Here is a 16,700-nt window from a genome sequence, read left to right as displayed (position 1 = left end):
TGTAGGCCGCGCTCCAGCTCAAGCGTGTTGCATCCGCCCAGGAGTCTGCTAGTAAGCATCCAGTGGATGGATATAGGAGCCCTATCATGAGCCAACTCGTCACCTACGAACCCGCCGGGCCGTTCGCCCGGATCACGATGGACGACGGCAAGGTGAACGTTATGTCGCCGGACATGCTCGCCGCGTTGCACGAAGCCTTCGACCGCGCCGAGGCCGATGCCGCGATCGTCGTGCTGACCGGCCGGGAGAACATCTTCTCGGCTGGCTTTGACCTGAAGGTCCTCAGTCAGGGCAGCGCCGACGAGCATCACACGATGCTGAAGCGCGGCGCGGAGCTCGCCTTGCGCGTCCTGTCGTTCCCGACGCCAGTCGTTTCGGCCTGCAACGGCCACGCGCTCCCGATGGGCGCATTCCTCATGCTGGCGTCGGACGTCCGGATCGGAGCCGACGGCCCCTTCATGATCGGCCTCAACGAAGTGGCGATCGGCCTAACCGTGCCGCAATTCGCGATCGAACTGGCGCGCCAGCGGCTCACCCCGGCCTACTACAGCCGCAGCTTGATGACCGGCCAGCGGTTCGCGCCGCAGGAAGCGGTGCAAGCCGGCTACCTGGACCGGGTGGTCGCGCCCGACCAGTTGATGCAGGAGGCTGAGGCCGCGGCCACGGCTCTGGCCGGGATCCATCTGCCCTCCCATGCCGCGACCAAGAAGAAGGCTCGCAAGGAGGCGATCGAGGCGATCCGAGCTGCGATCGACCTGGAGCTTACGATCGAGAACGTGCGAAGCGCCGTCGAGCGCCGGGCCGTTCCCGCCTGACTCCAGCCGAGCCCAAGGCGCTCGGCCTCCCATTCAACCCCAGCATTGGATTGCGCCCATGAAGGCCGTGTTGTGCAAGGCGTTCGGTCCGCCCGAAGCCCTGACTATCGAGGATGTTCCGAGCCCGGAGCCTCAGGACGACCAAGTCGTCATCGCCGTGCACGCAGCGGCCGTGAACTTCCCCGACACGCTCATCGTCCAGAACAAGTACCAGTTCAAACCCGCTCTGCCCTTTAGCCCGGGCAGCGAGGTGGCGGGGCGGATCGTCAAGGTCGGCGCCAGGGTGACGAGCCTGAAGCCGGGGGACCGGGTGATCGGCCAAGCGATGTGGGGCGGCTTCGCCGAGGAGTTGGCGGTCCATGAGTCGGGCTGCACGCCTATTCCCGACCAGATGGACTTCAACACCGCCGCCGCCTTTTTGATGACCTACGGGACGTCGCACTATGCGCTGCGCCGGCGCGCGGCGATCCAACCCGGCGAGACGCTCCTGGTGCTTGGCGCGGCCGGCGGTGTGGGTCTCGCCGCGGTCGAGCTGGGCAAGGCGATGGGCGCCCGCGTCATCGCCGCGGCCTCGTCGCCAGAAAAGCTGAAGACCTGTGTCGAGCATGGCGCTGACGCCACGATCCTCTACCCCTCTCACACCTTGGGCGCTCCGGAGCAAAAGGCGTTCTCCGAGGAGATCAAGGCCAAGACGGGCGGCCAGGGTGCGGACGTGGTCTATGATCCCGTGGGCGGCGCCTATTCGGAACCGGCGTTGAGGGCGACGAACTGGGGCGGACGATTCCTGGTCGTAGGCTTCGCGGCCGGCGGGATACCGAATGTTCCCCTGAACCTGCCCCTCCTGAAAGGCTGTTCGGTGGTCGGCGTCTTCTGGGGCGGCTACACCGCGCGCGACCGCGCCCAGCACAAGGAGAACGTGGCCGAGCTCATGGCCATGTACCGCCACGGCGACCTCGCCCCTCACATCTCGAGCCTGTACCCGCTCGAAAGAGCCGCAGACGCCTTGGTCGAACTCGAAAGCCGGCGCGCGATCGGCAAGGTCGTCCTGACGGTCGAGCGTTCGGATGAGCTTGGGTCCCGCTCGATCGACCGCTTGGCCGAGGTCAGCCAATGACGGAATTTCCGACGCCCCGATACGTCGAACTGCCTGGCCTGAGCATGGCGGTCCATGAGCATGGACCCGGCGACGGCGTACCGGTGGTGCTTTGTCATGGCTGGCCGGAAATCGCCTATTCCTGGCGCCGCCAGATCGCCGCGCTCGGCGACGCCGGCTACCGGGTTATCGCGCCCGATATGCGCGGCTACGGCGGCACGGTGGGGCCCAAGGGCCCGCAGGCCGTGCCGCTCTACGACATGGCCCACCTGACGGGCGACCTGGTCCACCTTCTGGACGCCCTGGAACTCGAGCGCGCGGTGTTCGTGGGTCACGATTGGGGCGGGGCGGTCGTCTGGCAAATGCCGCTCCTCCACCCGGCCCGGGTCGCCGGCGTCATCGGGGTGAATACGGCCTTCATTCCTCGTACGGAGCGCGACCCGCTCGATGGTCTCCGCGCCAAGTACGGCGACGACATGTACATGCTCCGCTTCCAGGATTTCGGCCTGGCGGAGGCGGCCTTCGAACGCGATACCGGCCGAAGCCTCCGCTTCATCCACCGCCGCTCGCCGGTCACCCAGGCAAACTGGGCGCAGCGGCCTTCGAAGGGGCGGGGGCTGGCGTTGCTGAGCGCGTTGGAGCGGCCGGAAGAGGATTGGCCCGGAACCGATCTCCATACCGACGAAGAGCACGCCGTCTTCCGCGAAGCCTTCGAACGGTCCGGTTGGGAGGGCGGGGTGAACTGGTATCGCAACATCTCGCGCAACTGGCGCCTGAGCGAAGGCATGCCGCAGACGATCGACGCGCCGTGCCTGATGATCTTCGCGGAGAACGATGTGGTCCTGCCCCCGTCGCATGGCGACGGCATGGAACGATTCATCGGCGATCTGGAAAAGCACGTCATCGACGGCTGCGGTCACTGGACCCAGACCGAGGCGCCCGAGCAACTGAACGCCTTGATGCTCGACTGGCTGGGTCGCCGGTTCGGGCCGGACGCACGGCCCGCCAATGCATAGCGCACCCAGCCGACACGGCCGGCGCGACGTCGGCCACGATCGGGTCGGGGGCAGGGCGGGCGGCCACACCACACTTGGAAGTAGGATGATCCGACATGGCTGACACCGGCATGCCCTTCGCCGACCTGATGGGTTTGGAAATCGTCGAACGGGAGAAGGCCCGCCTAGTGGGTCGCCTAGTGGTGCGCGAGGATCTGTGCACCGCCGGCGGCATCCTGCACGGCGGCGCCTTCATGGCCTTCGCTGATGCGCTGGGCGCCATCGGCGGCGTGCTGAACCTGCGCGACGGCGCGCGCACGACGACACTGGAGAGCAAGACAAACTTCCTAGGCTCCGCGAGGATCGGCCAGACCGTCACCGGCGAGACCACGCCCCTGCACGTCGGACGGCGCTCCAGCGTCTGGCAGACCCGCATCACCGGCGAGGAGGGCCGCCTGTTGGCCCTGGTGGTCCAGACCCAGATGACGATCGAGGGGTAGGGCGGCCCAGCATTATGAGCCCCCAGGTCGCGGAGCGAGGTCTGTATCGTGTCGCGCGCGTCGAGCGGCCGCAACACTATGCTCCCTCCGACACGTTCCAGCGAAACCACTAGACCGATCGGTCTAGTCTTGATAGACGAGCGGCTCTGGAGGACCCAACGATGCGCCACGCGGTATTCGTCGAACCCGGGAAGCTGGAATGGCGCGAGACGCCCGAGCCGGTGTTGCAAGGGTCTGGGGAAGCGCTTGTTCGCCCCCTCGTGGTGGGCCGTTGCGATCTTGATGTCGCCTTCGTCAGAGGCCTCATGCCGATGCCCGGCGGATCGCCGATCGGCCACGAGATCATTGGCGAGGTGGTGGCTCTGGGGGATGGGGTCGAGGAATTCAGCCTCGGTCAGCGGGTGTTCGTCCCCGCCCAGATATCCTGCGGCGCCTGCGTCAACTGCCGTCGCGGCCTAACCGGGCGCTGCAACGCCGTGCCCTTCGCGGCCTCGTATGGCATGGGGCGGGAGGGCGGCTTTGGCGGGGGATTGGCCGATCTTGTCAGGGTTCCGTTCGCCGCGGCGATGCTCACCGCCGTTCCCGCCGGCGTCGATGCGGTGGGTCTTATCGGCATGGCCGACATGGCGCCTGACGCATGGCGCGCGGTCGCGCCCCATCTTCACCGCCACCCGGAGGCGCGCGTTCTCGTGCTCGGTGGGATGCCGCCGGTGATCGGCCTCTACGCCGTTGGGCTGGCGATCGCGCTTGGCGCGCCGGTCGTGGACTATGTGGACGCCGATCCCCGCCGCGCGGCCGTCGCCCGTGACTACGGCGCCCGCGTGCTGGAGGCCCCACCCCTGGACGAGCCGTATGACTTGATCGTGGTGGCCAATCCGACCAAGGCGGCCCTCGAGCAGGCCTTCAGGCTGGCGGCGCCTGGCGCCACCATCTCCAGCGTGTCACCGGCGGTGGACGGCGCGCCCGAACTCGACACACGCAGCCTCTACCATCGCGGGATCACCTGGAGCATCGGCCGACCCGACTGTCGCCACGCCCACGACGGCACATTGTCCGCCTGGGCCAACTGCGGCTTTTGCTCGGACCTCGTCCCGACCCACCAGGTGGCTTGGGACGACGCACCGGAGGCTTGGGCCAGCGATGCGCTTTACGTGGCCGCCGTGCGGTCCTAGCCGTCGGCGATGACCCCGCTTGCCTCCAAGGCGCCGCTGAAAGCGCGCCCAACCCGCGAGCGCATACTGCGCGCCGGCCTGCGGCTGTTCCAAGCCCAGGGCTACCACGGCACCGGCGTGGCCGAGATCCTGGCGCTGGCCAGGGCGCCGAAGGGCTCGTTCTACCACCACTTCCCGGGCGGCAAGGACGAGTTGGCGATCAATGCCCTGAGATGGCTCCAAGACGAGGTGTCGAGCTTCCTGGATGAGGTCGCGGGCTCCGGCGGCGGTTCGACCCAGATGGTGCAGGGGCTGGCCCGCTATTCCGCGAAGGGGGTCCAGCACGCCCAGATGATGCACGGTTCCCTGATGGCCGTCCTCGCACAGGAAGCCGCCCCGAGCTCGCCGCCCATCCACGCCGCTGTCCAGGCCTACGCCGCAGCGATCCGTTCCCGGCTCGCCGCGGCCTGTGAGCGCCAGGGACGCTCCGGGGACGCCCAGGCCTTCGCCGAGCAGGCGCTGGCGATCATCCATGGTGCGAGTTTGCTCGCGCGGATCGACGGCGATCCCCTGGTGCTGGAACGGATCGTGGCGTCATGGCTGGCGGAGTGGGAGGTCTCCTAGGTCACCCGTGTCGTCTCGCCGATGCGCCAGTCTAGTGCGAAGATCCGTCGAGCGGGCCGCCTGTCGCCGCGCCGCCAGCGGCTTATCCGTTGAATTCAAGGGTCTGTTTGACCAGAAGACAGTGACCGCCCGACACATCGCTGAGGATGACCATCACGCCATCTGAGTCCGGGCTCTTGTATGCCGACGAGCCGCCCAGCGCAGAATAGAAGCGCCATTTCTTGCCGACAGTTTCGCGAAATTCGGCGCAGGTCATTGAGACGTGGAGGATCTGGATGGCGGCGACATCGCACCCTCCGGCCACGTTCTTTGCCGCGGAGAAGGCGGTTATGGCGACGTTGTTTCCCGACCTGTCCGACGTGATCGTGTGAAAGGCGTGCCGATTGGGCGAGCCTTTATCCCAAATCCCGACGTGGGCGTAATCGGTATCGTCTTTCTCTATGGACCTTACGTACCTGTCGAGAGCTGGCGCGCAGTCCTTGAACCCGTGGCTGACGCCTTGCTCGACCGCTCGCGAGTAGGGGGCCTGGGATGCGCCGGGCGTCGCGGCCAGCAAGACTGAAACAAAAGCGAGGAGGGTGCTCATGCGGCCGCTCCGAGTGGCGCCAAGCCGCACGCCGAGGGCGCGACATTTAAAGGTGTTTTGCGGCGCCGTCGCCAGTTTTCCGGCGCCGCGCGCTATCGTTGCGGTGGCCTAATAGGGCGTCCCGTCCTTGTGACGGTAGCCCTCGGAACGGTCGGGGAGCGCCAGGTCGATGTCGGGATAGGCGCCGGCGTCTTCCATAGGATTTCTCGTGCCCATCTCGAGGATGACAGCTTCCTGCCCGGACCGGTTCTGCAGGTGGTGGCCGTTTGGCGCGCCGGCCGGGAAGCCGGCGCAGTCACCCGCGCGCATAACCTGCTCCCCGGCGTCCGTGACCAGGACGAGTTCGCCCTCCAGCACATAGACGAACTCGTCCTCCGCCGAATGCCAGTGGCGCTGGCTGGACCATTGGCCCGGCGGAAGACGCAGCAGGTTTACGCCGAATTGGGTGAGGCCCGCGGCGTCGCCTAAGGCCCAGCGTCGTCGGCCGGCGCACCGCTCGTCGAACGGCGGCGGATAGCCCGTGCCGAAGCTGGTGGGGGCGGCGGTGATGTCGATCTTGGGCATCAGCGTGTCCTGGGAGCATGGGATGGGCAGTGGCGCGCGCTAGGGGTGGTCTAGGAACCGGAGCATCGCGGCGTTGAAGGCCATCGGATCCTGCAGGTGGGCGAAGTGACTGGCGTTGCTGAGGATGATGAGTTTGGCGTGGGGAATGGTCCTGGCGAGGTACTCGGCGTGCTCGCGTTTGATCCCTTCGTCGTGGTCGGCGTGCGCGATGGTGACGGGGGCGGAGATGGCCACGAGGTCGCCCGTCGTGTAGCGCGGCTGGGTGGCCCACATACCCATGACGCCGCCCGCCAGGCCGGCGAAGCCGTCGGGCGTGGGAGACAGGCGCCTGTAGTCGCCCGCGGCGATCTGGCCGAACCGCGCCAGCGTCGGGTTGGTCGCCGCGTCGGGCCGCAGGCCGCTCGGATCAGAATTGGCGGCGAAGGCGAACAGCCGCCCCACCCGCCCCGGAGCCTTCATGGCCAGGGTCAGGCCGACGATGGCCCCGTCGCTCCAGCCGACAAGGTCCGCCCGTTCGACCTTCAGCCTGTCCATCACCCCGATCACGTCGGAGGCCATGAGGTCATAGCTGAACGGCTGACCGTCGCGGGTGCTACGTCCATGACCCCGGGTGTCGATGAGAATCACACGATGGGCCTTGGAGAGGGCCTGGACCTGGGCGCCCCAGGTCTCGCTGCTGGCGAGACCACCGTGCAGCAGGACGACGGGCGGTCCCGCGCCGTAGGCTCCGTACCAGAGCGTCGCTCCGTTCACCTTGACGAACCCGGAAGCCGCCGGCGGGGGCAGGGGCAGGGGCGGGGGCAGGGACTCCCATCGCTCGGCCGCCGCCGCTGGGGCGGCGAGGAGGCAGACCACGGCGAAGGCGAGCATGAACTTGCGCATGAGGCGCTCCGTGGACTGACGCTTGGGACGGGCGCTTGGGCTAGGACTTCCGAGCGCCGCCGATAACCGCGACGGCCGAGATTTCGCACTTCAACCCAGGCATCAGCAGCGCCGTGACGCCGACGGCGGTATGGGCGGGGAAGTTCTCGGGAATGAACTCCCGTTGCACCTTCTTGAAGCTCTCAAAGTCCGACGGATCGGTGTGGTAGGAGGTCATGGAAACGATGTCGGACATGTTGGCCCCCGCCGACGCCAGCACGGCCTTCAGGTGGCCGAACGCGAGGCGACACTGGTCTTCCTTGCCTTCGGGAATTCCCGCGGGGCCGTACCCGACCTGACCCGAGACATGGACGGTCTCGCCGACCTTTACGGCCTGGGAGAACTGGAAGGCTTGATAGGCGGCTTCCGAGCCGGGCGGATTGATGAGTTCCATGGTCATGGCGTCGATCTTTCTTGGTGAAAAGCGCTGTGTGGCGTCGCAATCGAAGCCTGGTCGTCGCGCGCGCAGCACGGTCAGGCCGTCAGCCTGGCGTCCATCCCGGTCGGATGGACCAGGCGGAAGCCGACGCCCACCCGGTTCCAGGCGTTGATCGCCGCGACGGCGATGGTCAGGCGAACCAGTTCAGCCGGGCTGAAGTGCTCGAGGGCGGCGGAGTAGACCTCGTCGGGTACGGGGCCGTCGGCCACCGTCGTCACCGCCTCGCACCATGCGAGCGCCGCGCGTTCCTTTTGATTGAAGAGCGACGAGTCACGCCATGCGGCGAGCAGGTGCAGGCGTTGGGGGTCTTGCCCCGCATCGAGCGCCTTCTTCACATGGGCGTCGATGCAAAAGGCGCAGTTGTTCATCTGCGACGCGCGGGTCTGCACCAGATCCACGATGTTCACCGGCAATCCGCTACCAGTTACATAAACGTCAAGCGTCATCAGGGCCTTGTAAGCGTCGGGAGCGACTGAGAACGGTTGGAGACGGTTGGCCATTACGGAACCCCTGAGCTGATTTCATTTATGGATATATTTTATCGATAAATAGTCAAGCTCAAGCTTGGTTCTCCTCGCCACTTCAGGGTCGAGCCGTGCCAACGGCCGCCGGGATGACCCGCCCTGAGGCCGCTAGCTTGCGGATTTTCCGCTCGTCTGCGTCGCGGCTGCCCCGCGGGTCCGCGGGACGACCAGTGCGCCGGACTCCAGATAGGCCTCGATTTCAGGCTCGGTGAACCCGACCTCGGCGAAGACTTCACGGTTATGTTCGCCCTGGAAAGCAGGGGGGCCAAGGGGCTCCAACTCATCTTCCGAGAAGCGCCACGGCCGGCCCGGCAAGCGGATGGCGCCGCCCTGCCGGTCGGAGACCTCCTGCACCGCGCCCCAGTATTCGCCCCATTCGCTGGCGGCGAGCTCACGCAGCGTGCGGATCTCGCCCATGGCGATCTTGGCTTCGTCAAACTGGGCGTCGAGGGCCGCCATGTCGGAGAAGGTGAGGATCCAGGCCTGGACGATGGCGTGCAGCGCCGGAAGATTTTGGCGACGGGCTTCGGCCGAGGAGAAACGAGCGTCGTGGGCCAAGTCGGCGCGGCGCATGGCGGCGAGATAGAGTCGGAAGGTCAGGGAGCCCACCAGGCTGGAGGCGACCGTGAAGGTCTGGCCCTGGGGGCCCTTGAAGAAGGGGCAATCCGTCGATCCCATCAAGGCCGGCTCGGCGCCGAGGTCGGCGTCCGACAGGTCGACATGGGCTCGCTCGTTCACGGCCATCAGGGTCGCCGCCATGGCGATGTCGATGCTCTGACCACGGCCGCTCTTCTCACGCGAATGCAGAGCCGCCAGGATGGCGATCACCCCCTGCAGGCCCGAATAGACGTCGGCATGCGAGAGACCGTCGGTGCGTTCGGCGATCAGGGCCTCCCCGTAGTGGCGCAGGCTGTTGGCGGTGAACCCCGCCTCGGCCTGGACGGTCGGCGCATAGGCCATGCGCGAACGCCAGGGACCGCCCTGGCCGTAGCCGGTGATGGAGGCGTAGATGAGCCGCGGGTTGCGGGCGGCCAGGGTCGCGTAGTCGAGGCCGAAATAGGCGAGCGCGCCGGCCCGGAAATTCTCCACGACGATATCGGCCTCGTCGCAGAGCCGCAGCGCCAGCTCGCGAGCGCCGGGCACGTTCAGGTCCAGGCTGACATTGCGTTTGCCGGCGTTCTGCTGGGCGTAGTACCCCGAAATGCCGCCCGCCGACGGCAGGGCGAACCGGGTGACATCCGGACGGGGCGGCTCCACCTTGGTGACCGTCGCCCCCAGGTCCAGGAGCGTGCGAGCGCACAAGGGACCGGCCAGGACGCGCGAGAAGTCGACGACCTTGACGCCGCTCAAGGGTCCGCTCATCTCAGCGGCCCACGAACTTGGCCATTCCGGGTCCGTTCTTGCGGAACGACGAGAGCCCGGCCTTGAGGTCTTCCGAGGCCCAGATCGGCTTCTGGATCTCCTCCATGGCGTCGTCGGCGGCTAGGACGCCCTCGTTGGCTGCGATGTAGGCCAGTTGCTTGGTCGCCGCGAGGGCGACGGTCGGCCCATTGGCGAACTCCTCGGCGATTGTGAGGGTGACGCTTTCCAGCGCCTCGTCGGGGACGGTCAGATTAATCAGGCCCCAACGCTCCAGGGTCGCGGGATCATAGCGACGGCCCAGCATGGACATCTCCTTGGCCCTGAGCGTCCCGGCCCGCTGCACCTGGCGCTGGACCGCGCCCATCATCGGCTGCAGGCCGAGCGTGGCCTCCACGGAACCGATCTTGGAGGAGGCCGCCGCGACGATGTAGTCGCAGGCCGACGCCAGTTCGAACCCGCCGCCCAGGCAGACCCCATGCACGCTCGCCACGATGGGGATGGGCAGCAACTCCAGGGTTCGCAGGAATTCCACTGTGGCCGAGTGCTTCTTCTCCGTCGCCGCCTTCGCGGCGGCCTTGGCGTCGGCGGACGCCGCGACCTCGGGCTCATCGACCCGGGTCTGGAAGACATCGAGATCGGCGCCCGCAGAGAAGTGCCGCAGGCCGCTTCGGATGACGATGGCGCGGCTTCCCGCCTCCTGCGCGGTCTTCAACTCGTTCCGCAAGACCCGCATGAGCTTCGGCCCGATCAGGTTGTAGGGCCGATAGACCATGGTCAGGATCGTCACGCCGCCCCGTTGCTCACGCAACACCAGGGCTTCCTCGGTTGTCGCGGCGACTGGCGCCGATGCCGTGCTCATGAATAAGGCCTTCGTTTGTGGGTTCAGCCGGCGAGGTCGGCGAGGGTGCGCTGGAGCAGAACCGAGAGACGGACCCCCCGGTGCTCGGCCGAGGCATGCCTATCGTCCTGGAACACGAGGTCCGACATCGCCGCCCCGATCACCTGGGCCAGGGTAGGGGTGTCGTGGAGGGCGAGGCCCCGGAGCCGATCCTCCAGGGCGGTCAGCCGCTGAGGATGCGTCAAGGCCCCGGAGGCGGCCAGCCGGCAGTCGGCGCACCGGCCGCTAGGGTCGATTTCAACCATGGCCGCGAGCCCTGCGATGCTCCAGCCGATGGCCGTATGCCGGACCTTGCGGTAGGCGCTCCCGGCTCCGGTGACCGGAAGGGCGATCCGCAGGGCGGTGGCGATCTCGCCGGGCTGCAGGCCGGTCTCGCGGGCGCCGGTGACGAAGTCCTGCATCGCCACCTCACGGAGGACGTCGCCGCGGCGGAGCTCGACGACGGCGTCCAGGACCAAGCAAGCGGCTACCCAGTCGCCGGTGGGATCGGCCTGGCAGATGGCGCCGAGCAGGGTGCCGCGGCGGCGCACCATGGGGTCGGCCGCGACCGCCGCCACCTCGATCAGCATCGGAAGGCGATCCTGTACGACCGGGTGTCGGGCGAGGTCGGCCTGGCTGACCATGGCGCCTATCCGAAGCGTGTCGCCGACCTGCTCGATCGTCCTGAGCGCATCGATGCCGCCGATATCCAGGACAAGCTGCGGCCGTCGGGTTCGCAGCTTCAGCTCGGTCATCAGGCTCTGGCCGCCCGCCAGGACCGCCACGGCGCCCGGTGCGGCCTCGACCAGAATGGCGCCGGCCACCGCCAGATCGGTCGGTCGGACGTAGTCGAAATCGACGGGGATCATGCCCGCTCCCTCCCAGCCGTGGCGGCTGCAATGGCGGCCAGCACCCGTTGCGGGGTCAGCGGCATGTCGAGTTCGCGGACGCCCAGCGGCCAGAGCGCGTCGAGCGCGGCGTTGACGATCGCCGGCGGCGCCCCCAGCGCGCCCGCCTCGCCGATGCCCTTGGCGCCAAGCGGGTTATTGGGCGACGGCGTACAGACGAAGTCGATCTCCATCCACGGCATCATGTCGCTGCGCGGGATGGGCGGGTCGGCGACCGGCATGCCTTCGGCGTCGATGGCGGCGTCCTCGTAGAGCGCCTGGCCGATGCCCTGTGCGAGGCCGCCCTGGATCTGCCCGCGCGCCAGCAGGGGGTTGATCACCACGCCACAATCCTCGATCGCCACATAACGGCGCAGCGCGATCTCGCCGGTCTCGATGTCCACCTCGACCAAGGCGATGTGGGCGCCATTGGGCGCCGACATGGCGTGGGGGTGGTAGAATTCGGTCTCCTCGAGCCCAATCCCCAAGTCGCGAGGGACGCCTTGGCCCGTCCAGGCGGCCCGTCCCAGCTCCTGGATCGTCAGGGTCGCGTTGCCGCCGGTGGTACGGAAGAGGCCCGCTTCGAGAACCACGCCTTCCAGGTCGGCCTGCATCATGTGCGCGGCGAGCTTGCGCATCTTGGTGGCCACGCGCGCAGCGGCGATCTTCACGGCGCTGCCGCCCACGGAGACCGAACGCGAGTTGAAGGTCCCGACGCCCATGGGGACGAGGTCGGTGTCGCCCTGGAGCACCTCGATGTGCTCGAACGGCACCCCCAGCTCGTCGGCGGCGATCTGGGCGAAGGTGGTGGCGTGGCCTTGGCCGTGACTGTGGGCGCCGGAGAGGACGGTGACCCGACCATCGGGATGGACCCGGACCAGAGCGCTCTCGAACCCGCCGCGGTCGAAGCCGATCGGTCCCATGAGCTCCGCCATGCCGACCCCGCAGGAATGGGTGTAGGTGGCGAGGCCGGCGCCGAGAAGGCGGCCCTCTTGTCGAGCGACGACCTGCTCAGCTCTGAACGCTTCGTAGTCCGCCTGCTCCAGCGCCTTGGCGAGCGTCGCCTCGTACTGGCCGCTGTCGAGGCCTATGCCCGTGGGATGGCGATAGGGCAGCTGATCGGCGGCGACGAAGTTCGTGCGCCTCACGTCGGCGGCGTCGAGGCCCAACTCCAGGGCGACGCGGCCGATGGTGCGCTCGATGATGTAGGCGGCCTCGGGACGGCCGGCCCCACGGTAGGCGTCGACGGGGGTGGTGTTGGTGTAGACGTTGGTGATCAGGACCTCGACATGGCCGATCGCATAGAGTCCCAGAACAAACAGCGCGACATTGACCGTCGGCACGCCCGACCCCATCGACGACAGATAGGCGCCGACATTGGCGAGGCTGTTGATACGCAGGGCCAGGATCTTGCCGTCGCTTCGCGCGGCGACCTCGATGTGGGTCACGTGGTCGCGGCCGTGGGTGGTGGCGCTGATATTCTCGCCGCGGGTCTCGGTCCACTTGACCGGGCGCTTCAGCCGCTGGGTCAGGACGGCCAGCACCACGTCCTCTGGGTAGAAGTGCATCTTCGGGCCGAAGCCGCCGCCGACGTCGGGGGAGATCACCCGCAGCTTCTGTTCTGGAAAGCCGATCGCCGCGGCGAGCATGCGTCGGAGCAGGTGAGGCAGCTGATGGGCGCAATAGAAGGTTAGGCGGCCCGTCGCGTCGTCGAAATCGGCGTTGACCGCCCGTGGCTCCATGGGAAAGGGCACCAGGCGCTGGTTGCGGAGCTTGAAGGCGACCCTGAGGTCGGCGCCTTGCGCCGCCTCGTCGAAACCCTTGCCGACCGGAAACCGGGTCGCGACATTGTCGGCGAGGTCAGGATGGATCCGCGGAGCGCCAGGCGCCATGGCCGCTTCCTGGTCCGCCAGCACCGCCAGCGGCTCATAGACCACCTCGACGCGTTCGGCGGCGTCGACAGCCTCGGCCAGGCTCTCGGCGACGATCACGGCGACCGCCTCGCCATGGTGGCGGATCATGGCGCGGGCGAGGGGAGGCCGGCCCTTTACCTTGGAGCCCGGGACAACCCAGTTGGGTGCGATGTCGCCCAGCTCGGCCAAGTCGGCGGCGCTGAAGGCGTCAACGACCCCCTTGGCGGTTCGGGCTAGGGACAGGTCCAGAGAGACGATCCTGGCATGGGCGTGGGGACTGCGAACGAAGTGGGCGTGGAGCTGACGCGCCAGGACGATGTCGTCCACATAGCGGCCGCGCCCGGTGAGGAAGCGCCGGTCTTCCAGGCGCGGGATCGCCTGGCCGGTAAGGCGGCCAACGGCCTGATCGAGTTTGGGGGGCTTGATAGGCAGGTTCATGGGGAGAGCCTCAAATGCCCTGGAGCGCCATGGCCGGGGCGGCCTGCGCCACGGCCTCGACGATGTGTTGGTAGCCTGTGCAGCGGCAAAGGTTGCCACGCAGCCCCGCGCGAATCTCGGTCTCGGTGGGCCGCGGGGTTTCCGCCAACAGATCCACGGCCGCGCAGAGCATGCCTGGCGTGCAGAAGCCGCACTGGAGGGCGTGGCGTTCGTGAAACGCCTGCTGAAGGGGATGGAGCACGCCGTCCTGCGCCAGGCCCGCCGCGGTCGTGATCTCGACGTCACAGACCTGCACAGCGAGCATCATGCAGGATTTCATCGCCTGGCCGTCGACCAACACCGTGCAGGCGCCGCAGCGGCCCGTCTCGCAGCCGATGTGTGGGCCGGTGACCCCGAACACTTCGCGAAGGGCTTGAACGAGGAGCATTCGCGGCTCGACCTCGCTCACGACCCTCCTGCCGTCGATGGTCAGAGAAATCTTGCGGTGATGCATGAACCGCCCCTCCGAGGAGCCGACGCGATTTCAGATCGCGCATCTTAAAATGATGGATAACATTTAATGCCTTGGCGAAGGGGCGTGTCAAGTCCGCTTGGAGGCGGGGAAAATTGGAAGTTTCTCGCCCGAAAAATCAGATGATCACATGAGGCATATCATGTGATATGGCTCGATGGGTCGAGACCGGGAGGGATTTGTGGTCGAGGAAATCATCTACAGCGCCGCGCATGGCGTTGCGCAGATCAGGATTAGTCGGGCCGACAAGAAGAATGCGCTGACGGCCTCCATGTACGCCGCCCTTGCCGACGCGATTGTCCGCGCCGAGGCCGATTCCGCGGTTCGAGCGATCGTCATCCTGGGGTCGCAAGGCGCCTTCACGGCGGGCAATGATCTTCAGGAGTTCCTGCAGGATCCACCCATCGGCCTGGACCGTCCTGTCTACCGCTTCATGGCTGCGCTGGCTGGCGCGGAGAAGGTCGTGATCGCTGGCGTCGCGGGGTTGGCGGTCGGCATCGGAACGACCCTGTTGTTACATTGCGATCTGGTGGTCGCGGGCCTTGGGGCGCGGTTTTCCCTGCCATTCGTGAACCTCGGCCTGGTCCCTGAGTTCGCGAGTTCGCTGCTGCTTCCGCAGCTTATCGGACGCCAGCTCGCCGGGAAGCACCTGCTCCTGGCCGAGCCCTTCGACGCGGCGACGGCTCTCGCCTATGGGATCGTCAGCGAAGTTGTCGACAATGCGGAAGTCGATACCGTCGCCCTCGAATGGGCCTCTCGCGTGGCGGCCAAGGCGCCGGGCGCCGTGCGCGAGACGAAACGTCTCCTCAAACCTGACGCCCTGCTGATCGCTCAGCGGATCACAGCCGAAGCGACAGTGTTTTCCGCACAGCTGTCATCCCAGGAGGCCAGGGAAGCTCTGAGCGCATTCGTCGAGAAGCGCGCGCCGCGCTTCGACGTCTAGGCGGCGCCTCCGGGGTATCCTAATTTCCCGCACCTGCCTTCGAATCGGCGCCTACGAGGAAACGCCACTGACTGTCGCGTTCGTGAGGTCTGCGCATGCTGTCACATATCCACATCGGCATCTCCGATTTCGATCGGGCCTACGAATTCTACTCATCCCTGATGCGGGAGTTGGGACTGCGCGAGAGGTTCTGCGACCCAGGTCGGTCCTGGGCCGGTTGGGAGCCAAAAGACGCCGAGCGACCGCTTTTCCTGATCGGTCGCGCCTTCGATGGTGAAGCGGCGACCCCAGGGAACGGGCAGATGGTCGCCTTGCTCACCTCGAGCCGCGCGGCGGTCGACGGCGCGTATGCGGTGGCCATCGCGAGTGGCGCGATATGCGAGGGGCCGCCTGGCCTCAGGCCACACTACCATCCCGACTACTACGGAACCTACTTCCGAGATCCGGACGGCAACAAACTCTGCGTCTGCTGCCATTCAGAGTCGTGAATACATTTCCAGTCGTGAGCCGCCCCTTGAGGATCCGCCTCCCGCCGGTTCGTGTTCAATGCGTGGTAGCAAGCTTCAAGCGGCGCATCAGGCCCGCGCGGGTGCTCGCAAGGATCGCATCTGACCGCTCGTGATCGGGCTCTGCCCGCGCCAGCGCGATGGCGCCCACAAGCGCCGAAATGACGGACTGCGCCTCGTCGTCAGCATCTGCGAGACCCAGCTCGGTGATCTTGCGCGCGATCGCTCGGCGCAGCTGTTCCATGCCCTGCGCGATGCGCAGGCGCGCAGCCCGGGGCAGGCGAGGGGCGTCGGCGACCAGATAGGGCAGCGGGCAGCCTTGGTTGCGATTGTCCCGGTGCGCGGCCGACAAGTACCAGTCGACATAGGCCGTCAGGGCTTCGGCGGGAGAGCGGGCCTCCATGTTCGGCAGCACCTGACCAAAGCTGTCAGTGAACATGTGGTCGACTGCGGCGGCCAGGAACGCGTCCTTCGAGGCGAAGTGGACGTAGAAGCCGCCATGGGTCATCCCCGCCTTGGCCATCACGCCGGCCACAGCGATCCGATGGGGTCCTTGCGTCCTGATCGCCTTGGCGGCGACCTTCAGCACCCGCGTGCGGGTCTTCTCCTTGTGCGCGGCGTCGTATCGCATGTTCGCGATCCCCGTTGGCGGCCCCGCATGCCTTGCGGATGGAATGATATTTATAATTTCACGCCGTCTCTCGCAAGGCCGGCCTGCGGTGCGATGGTCAGACAGCAGGGGCCTCGGCCCAGTAGGCCCGTACGAAGAAGACCACGGTTGTGATGATGGTGATCGTAAGGATCAGGGCGCGCAGGACCGGGGCGGGCAATCGCCAGCCGACGCGCGCGCCAATGTAGCCGCCGACCACACCCCCGCCCATCACGATGAGGCTTTCGCGCCAACTGACACTTCCGGCGGCCGCGAAGCATAGGACGGCGATCCCATTCGCCGCCGCCACCATCAAGGTCCGGAGCGGTGTCAGGACGCGCAGGTCGGCGGTCGTGGCGAGACTCCAGACCGCCAGCATCATCAGCCCCACGGCGCCGCCGA

General features: G+C 67.2%; 20 protein-coding genes. 8 read left to right on the top strand and 12 right to left on the bottom strand.

All coding sequences use genetic code 11. The features are described from left to right. Window positions 1-86: 86 nt before the first annotated feature. The 6 genes from Q8Q88_RS21505 to Q8Q88_RS21480 all read left to right on the top strand — a co-directional run bounded on the left by Q8Q88_RS21505 (window position 87) and on the right by Q8Q88_RS21480 (window position 5,178). Window positions 87-815 carry a crotonase/enoyl-CoA hydratase family protein gene (locus tag Q8Q88_RS21505; RefSeq protein ID WP_305677230.1) on the top strand — a complete coding sequence of 243 codons (729 nt, stop codon included), beginning with the start codon at window positions 87-89 and terminating at the stop codon, window positions 813-815. A gap of 58 nt (window positions 816-873) precedes the next feature. Beyond that, a complete protein-coding gene (locus tag Q8Q88_RS21500; protein ID WP_305677229.1) occupies window positions 874-1,929 on the top strand; it encodes an NADPH:quinone oxidoreductase family protein in 1,056 nt (351 codons plus the stop codon). Further along, window positions 1,926-2,924, top strand: coding sequence for an alpha/beta fold hydrolase (locus Q8Q88_RS21495; protein ID WP_305677228.1), 999 nt, complete (start codon window positions 1,926-1,928; stop codon window positions 2,922-2,924). The genes Q8Q88_RS21500 and Q8Q88_RS21495 overlap by 4 nt, the downstream gene beginning before the upstream one ends. 95 nt (window positions 2,925-3,019) lie before the next feature. Continuing rightward, a complete protein-coding gene (locus Q8Q88_RS21490) occupies window positions 3,020-3,403 on the top strand; it encodes a PaaI family thioesterase (RefSeq protein ID WP_305677227.1) in 384 nt (127 codons plus the stop codon). Window positions 3,404-3,564: 161 nt separating this feature from the next. Beyond that, the gene (locus Q8Q88_RS21485) at window positions 3,565-4,575 is read left to right on the top strand and encodes a zinc-binding dehydrogenase (protein ID WP_305677226.1); all 1,011 of its coding nucleotides are present in this window, start codon (window positions 3,565-3,567) and stop codon (window positions 4,573-4,575) included. Between the two features lie 9 nt (window positions 4,576-4,584). After that, window positions 4,585-5,178 (top strand): TetR/AcrR family transcriptional regulator, encoded by a 594-nt coding sequence (locus tag Q8Q88_RS21480; protein WP_305677225.1) that lies wholly within the window; start codon window positions 4,585-4,587, stop codon window positions 5,176-5,178. An 82-nt stretch (window positions 5,179-5,260) separates the two neighbouring features. Here Q8Q88_RS21480 and Q8Q88_RS21475 read toward each other — a convergent pair whose 3' ends face one another. The 10 genes from Q8Q88_RS21475 to Q8Q88_RS21430 all read right to left on the bottom strand — a co-directional run bounded on the left by Q8Q88_RS21475 (window position 5,261) and on the right by Q8Q88_RS21430 (window position 14,182). Beyond that, window positions 5,261-5,764 carry a hypothetical protein gene (locus tag Q8Q88_RS21475; RefSeq protein WP_305677224.1) on the bottom strand — a complete coding sequence of 168 codons (504 nt, stop codon included), beginning with the start codon at window positions 5,762-5,764 and terminating at the stop codon, window positions 5,261-5,263. A 108-nt stretch (window positions 5,765-5,872) separates the two neighbouring features. Further along, window positions 5,873-6,328, bottom strand: coding sequence for a cupin domain-containing protein (locus tag Q8Q88_RS21470; RefSeq protein ID WP_305677223.1), 456 nt, complete (start codon window positions 6,326-6,328; stop codon window positions 5,873-5,875). Between the two features lie 39 nt (window positions 6,329-6,367). Further along, window positions 6,368-7,210 (bottom strand): alpha/beta fold hydrolase, encoded by an 843-nt coding sequence (locus tag Q8Q88_RS21465; protein WP_305677222.1) that lies wholly within the window; start codon window positions 7,208-7,210, stop codon window positions 6,368-6,370. 40 nt (window positions 7,211-7,250) lie between these two features. Continuing rightward, on the bottom strand, window positions 7,251-7,649 hold the full coding sequence (locus tag Q8Q88_RS21460) for a RidA family protein (protein ID WP_305677221.1): 399 nt from the start codon (window positions 7,647-7,649) through the stop codon (window positions 7,251-7,253). Between the two features lie 74 nt (window positions 7,650-7,723). After that, window positions 7,724-8,188 (bottom strand): carboxymuconolactone decarboxylase family protein, encoded by a 465-nt coding sequence (locus Q8Q88_RS21455; protein WP_305677220.1) that lies wholly within the window; start codon window positions 8,186-8,188, stop codon window positions 7,724-7,726. A 132-nt stretch (window positions 8,189-8,320) separates the two neighbouring features. Then, window positions 8,321-9,562, bottom strand: coding sequence for a CaiB/BaiF CoA-transferase family protein (locus Q8Q88_RS21450; RefSeq protein ID WP_305677219.1), 1,242 nt, complete (start codon window positions 9,560-9,562; stop codon window positions 8,321-8,323). A 13-nt stretch (window positions 9,563-9,575) separates the two neighbouring features. Next, entirely contained in the window at window positions 9,576-10,433 is an 858-nt protein-coding gene (locus Q8Q88_RS21445) for an enoyl-CoA hydratase/isomerase family protein (protein WP_305677218.1), read from the bottom strand. 23 nt (window positions 10,434-10,456) lie between these two features. Next, complete coding sequence (locus tag Q8Q88_RS21440) at window positions 10,457-11,320, bottom strand: xanthine dehydrogenase family protein subunit M (RefSeq protein ID WP_305677217.1); 864 nt, start codon at window positions 11,318-11,320, stop codon at window positions 10,457-10,459. After that, window positions 11,317-13,689 (bottom strand): xanthine dehydrogenase family protein molybdopterin-binding subunit, encoded by a 2,373-nt coding sequence (locus Q8Q88_RS21435; protein ID WP_305677216.1) that lies wholly within the window; start codon window positions 13,687-13,689, stop codon window positions 11,317-11,319. The genes Q8Q88_RS21440 and Q8Q88_RS21435 overlap by 4 nt, the downstream gene beginning before the upstream one ends. 10 nt (window positions 13,690-13,699) lie before the next feature. Further along, window positions 13,700-14,182, bottom strand: coding sequence for a (2Fe-2S)-binding protein (locus Q8Q88_RS21430; protein WP_305677215.1), 483 nt, complete (start codon window positions 14,180-14,182; stop codon window positions 13,700-13,702). A gap of 199 nt (window positions 14,183-14,381) precedes the next feature. Here Q8Q88_RS21430 and Q8Q88_RS21425 point away from each other — a divergent pair, with 199 nt between their 5' ends. Both Q8Q88_RS21425 and Q8Q88_RS21420 read left to right on the top strand, forming a co-directional pair. Then, window positions 14,382-15,143, top strand: a complete 762-nt coding sequence (locus Q8Q88_RS21425) for an enoyl-CoA hydratase (RefSeq protein ID WP_305677214.1) — start codon at window positions 14,382-14,384, stop codon at window positions 15,141-15,143. 95 nt (window positions 15,144-15,238) lie between these two features. Beyond that, the gene (locus Q8Q88_RS21420) at window positions 15,239-15,631 is read left to right on the top strand and encodes a VOC family protein (protein WP_305677213.1); all 393 of its coding nucleotides are present in this window, start codon (window positions 15,239-15,241) and stop codon (window positions 15,629-15,631) included. 55 nt (window positions 15,632-15,686) lie between these two features. Here the strand turns inward: Q8Q88_RS21420 and Q8Q88_RS21415 are convergent, their stop codons facing one another. Together Q8Q88_RS21415 and Q8Q88_RS21410 are read right to left on the bottom strand one after the other, a co-directional pair. Continuing rightward, the gene (locus tag Q8Q88_RS21415; protein WP_305677212.1) at window positions 15,687-16,280 is read right to left on the bottom strand and encodes a TetR/AcrR family transcriptional regulator; all 594 of its coding nucleotides are present in this window, start codon (window positions 16,278-16,280) and stop codon (window positions 15,687-15,689) included. A 97-nt stretch (window positions 16,281-16,377) separates the two neighbouring features. Further along, a partial coding sequence (locus tag Q8Q88_RS21410; protein WP_305677211.1) for a TSUP family transporter occupies window positions 16,378-16,700 on the bottom strand: 323 nt, incomplete at its 5' end.

This window comes from Phenylobacterium sp. (assembly GCF_030697925.1).
Lineage (GTDB): Bacteria > Pseudomonadota > Alphaproteobacteria > Caulobacterales > Caulobacteraceae > Phenylobacterium.
The sequence above is the reverse complement of the archived record's forward strand: the minus strand, read 5'-3'. Positions and strand labels throughout refer to the sequence as shown.

What these genes read in the sequence shown, in the direction of transcription:
- Q8Q88_RS21465 (WP_305677222.1), bottom strand. Translation starts at nt 7,210, where the DNA reads ATGCGCAAGTTCATGCTCGCCTTCGCCGTGGTCTGCCTCCTCGCCGCC.
- Q8Q88_RS21495 (WP_305677228.1), top strand. Translation starts at nt 1,926, where the DNA reads ATGACGGAATTTCCGACGCCCCGATACGTCGAACTGCCTGGCCTGAGC.
- Q8Q88_RS21435 (WP_305677216.1), bottom strand. Translation starts at nt 13,689, where the DNA reads ATGAACCTGCCTATCAAGCCCCCCAAACTCGATCAGGCCGTTGGCCGC.
- Q8Q88_RS21420 (WP_305677213.1), top strand. Translation starts at nt 15,239, where the DNA reads ATGCTGTCACATATCCACATCGGCATCTCCGATTTCGATCGGGCCTAC.
- Q8Q88_RS21455 (WP_305677220.1), bottom strand. Translation starts at nt 8,188, where the DNA reads ATGGCCAACCGTCTCCAACCGTTCTCAGTCGCTCCCGACGCTTACAAG.
- Q8Q88_RS21475 (WP_305677224.1), bottom strand. Translation starts at nt 5,764, where the DNA reads ATGAGCACCCTCCTCGCTTTTGTTTCAGTCTTGCTGGCCGCGACGCCC.
- Q8Q88_RS21460 (WP_305677221.1), bottom strand. Translation starts at nt 7,649, where the DNA reads ATGACCATGGAACTCATCAATCCGCCCGGCTCGGAAGCCGCCTATCAA.
- Q8Q88_RS21485 (WP_305677226.1), top strand. Translation starts at nt 3,565, where the DNA reads ATGCGCCACGCGGTATTCGTCGAACCCGGGAAGCTGGAATGGCGCGAG.
- Q8Q88_RS21445 (WP_305677218.1), bottom strand. Translation starts at nt 10,433, where the DNA reads ATGAGCACGGCATCGGCGCCAGTCGCCGCGACAACCGAGGAAGCCCTG.
- Q8Q88_RS21440 (WP_305677217.1), bottom strand. Translation starts at nt 11,320, where the DNA reads ATGATCCCCGTCGATTTCGACTACGTCCGACCGACCGATCTGGCGGTG.
- Q8Q88_RS21415 (WP_305677212.1), bottom strand. Translation starts at nt 16,280, where the DNA reads ATGCGATACGACGCCGCGCACAAGGAGAAGACCCGCACGCGGGTGCTG.
- Q8Q88_RS21500 (WP_305677229.1), top strand. Translation starts at nt 874, where the DNA reads ATGAAGGCCGTGTTGTGCAAGGCGTTCGGTCCGCCCGAAGCCCTGACT.
- Q8Q88_RS21490 (WP_305677227.1), top strand. Translation starts at nt 3,020, where the DNA reads ATGGCTGACACCGGCATGCCCTTCGCCGACCTGATGGGTTTGGAAATC.
- Q8Q88_RS21480 (WP_305677225.1), top strand. Translation starts at nt 4,585, where the DNA reads ATGACCCCGCTTGCCTCCAAGGCGCCGCTGAAAGCGCGCCCAACCCGC.
- Q8Q88_RS21505 (WP_305677230.1), top strand. Translation starts at nt 87, where the DNA reads ATGAGCCAACTCGTCACCTACGAACCCGCCGGGCCGTTCGCCCGGATC.
- Q8Q88_RS21430 (WP_305677215.1), bottom strand. Translation starts at nt 14,182, where the DNA reads ATGCATCACCGCAAGATTTCTCTGACCATCGACGGCAGGAGGGTCGTG.
- Q8Q88_RS21470 (WP_305677223.1), bottom strand. Translation starts at nt 6,328, where the DNA reads ATGCCCAAGATCGACATCACCGCCGCCCCCACCAGCTTCGGCACGGGC.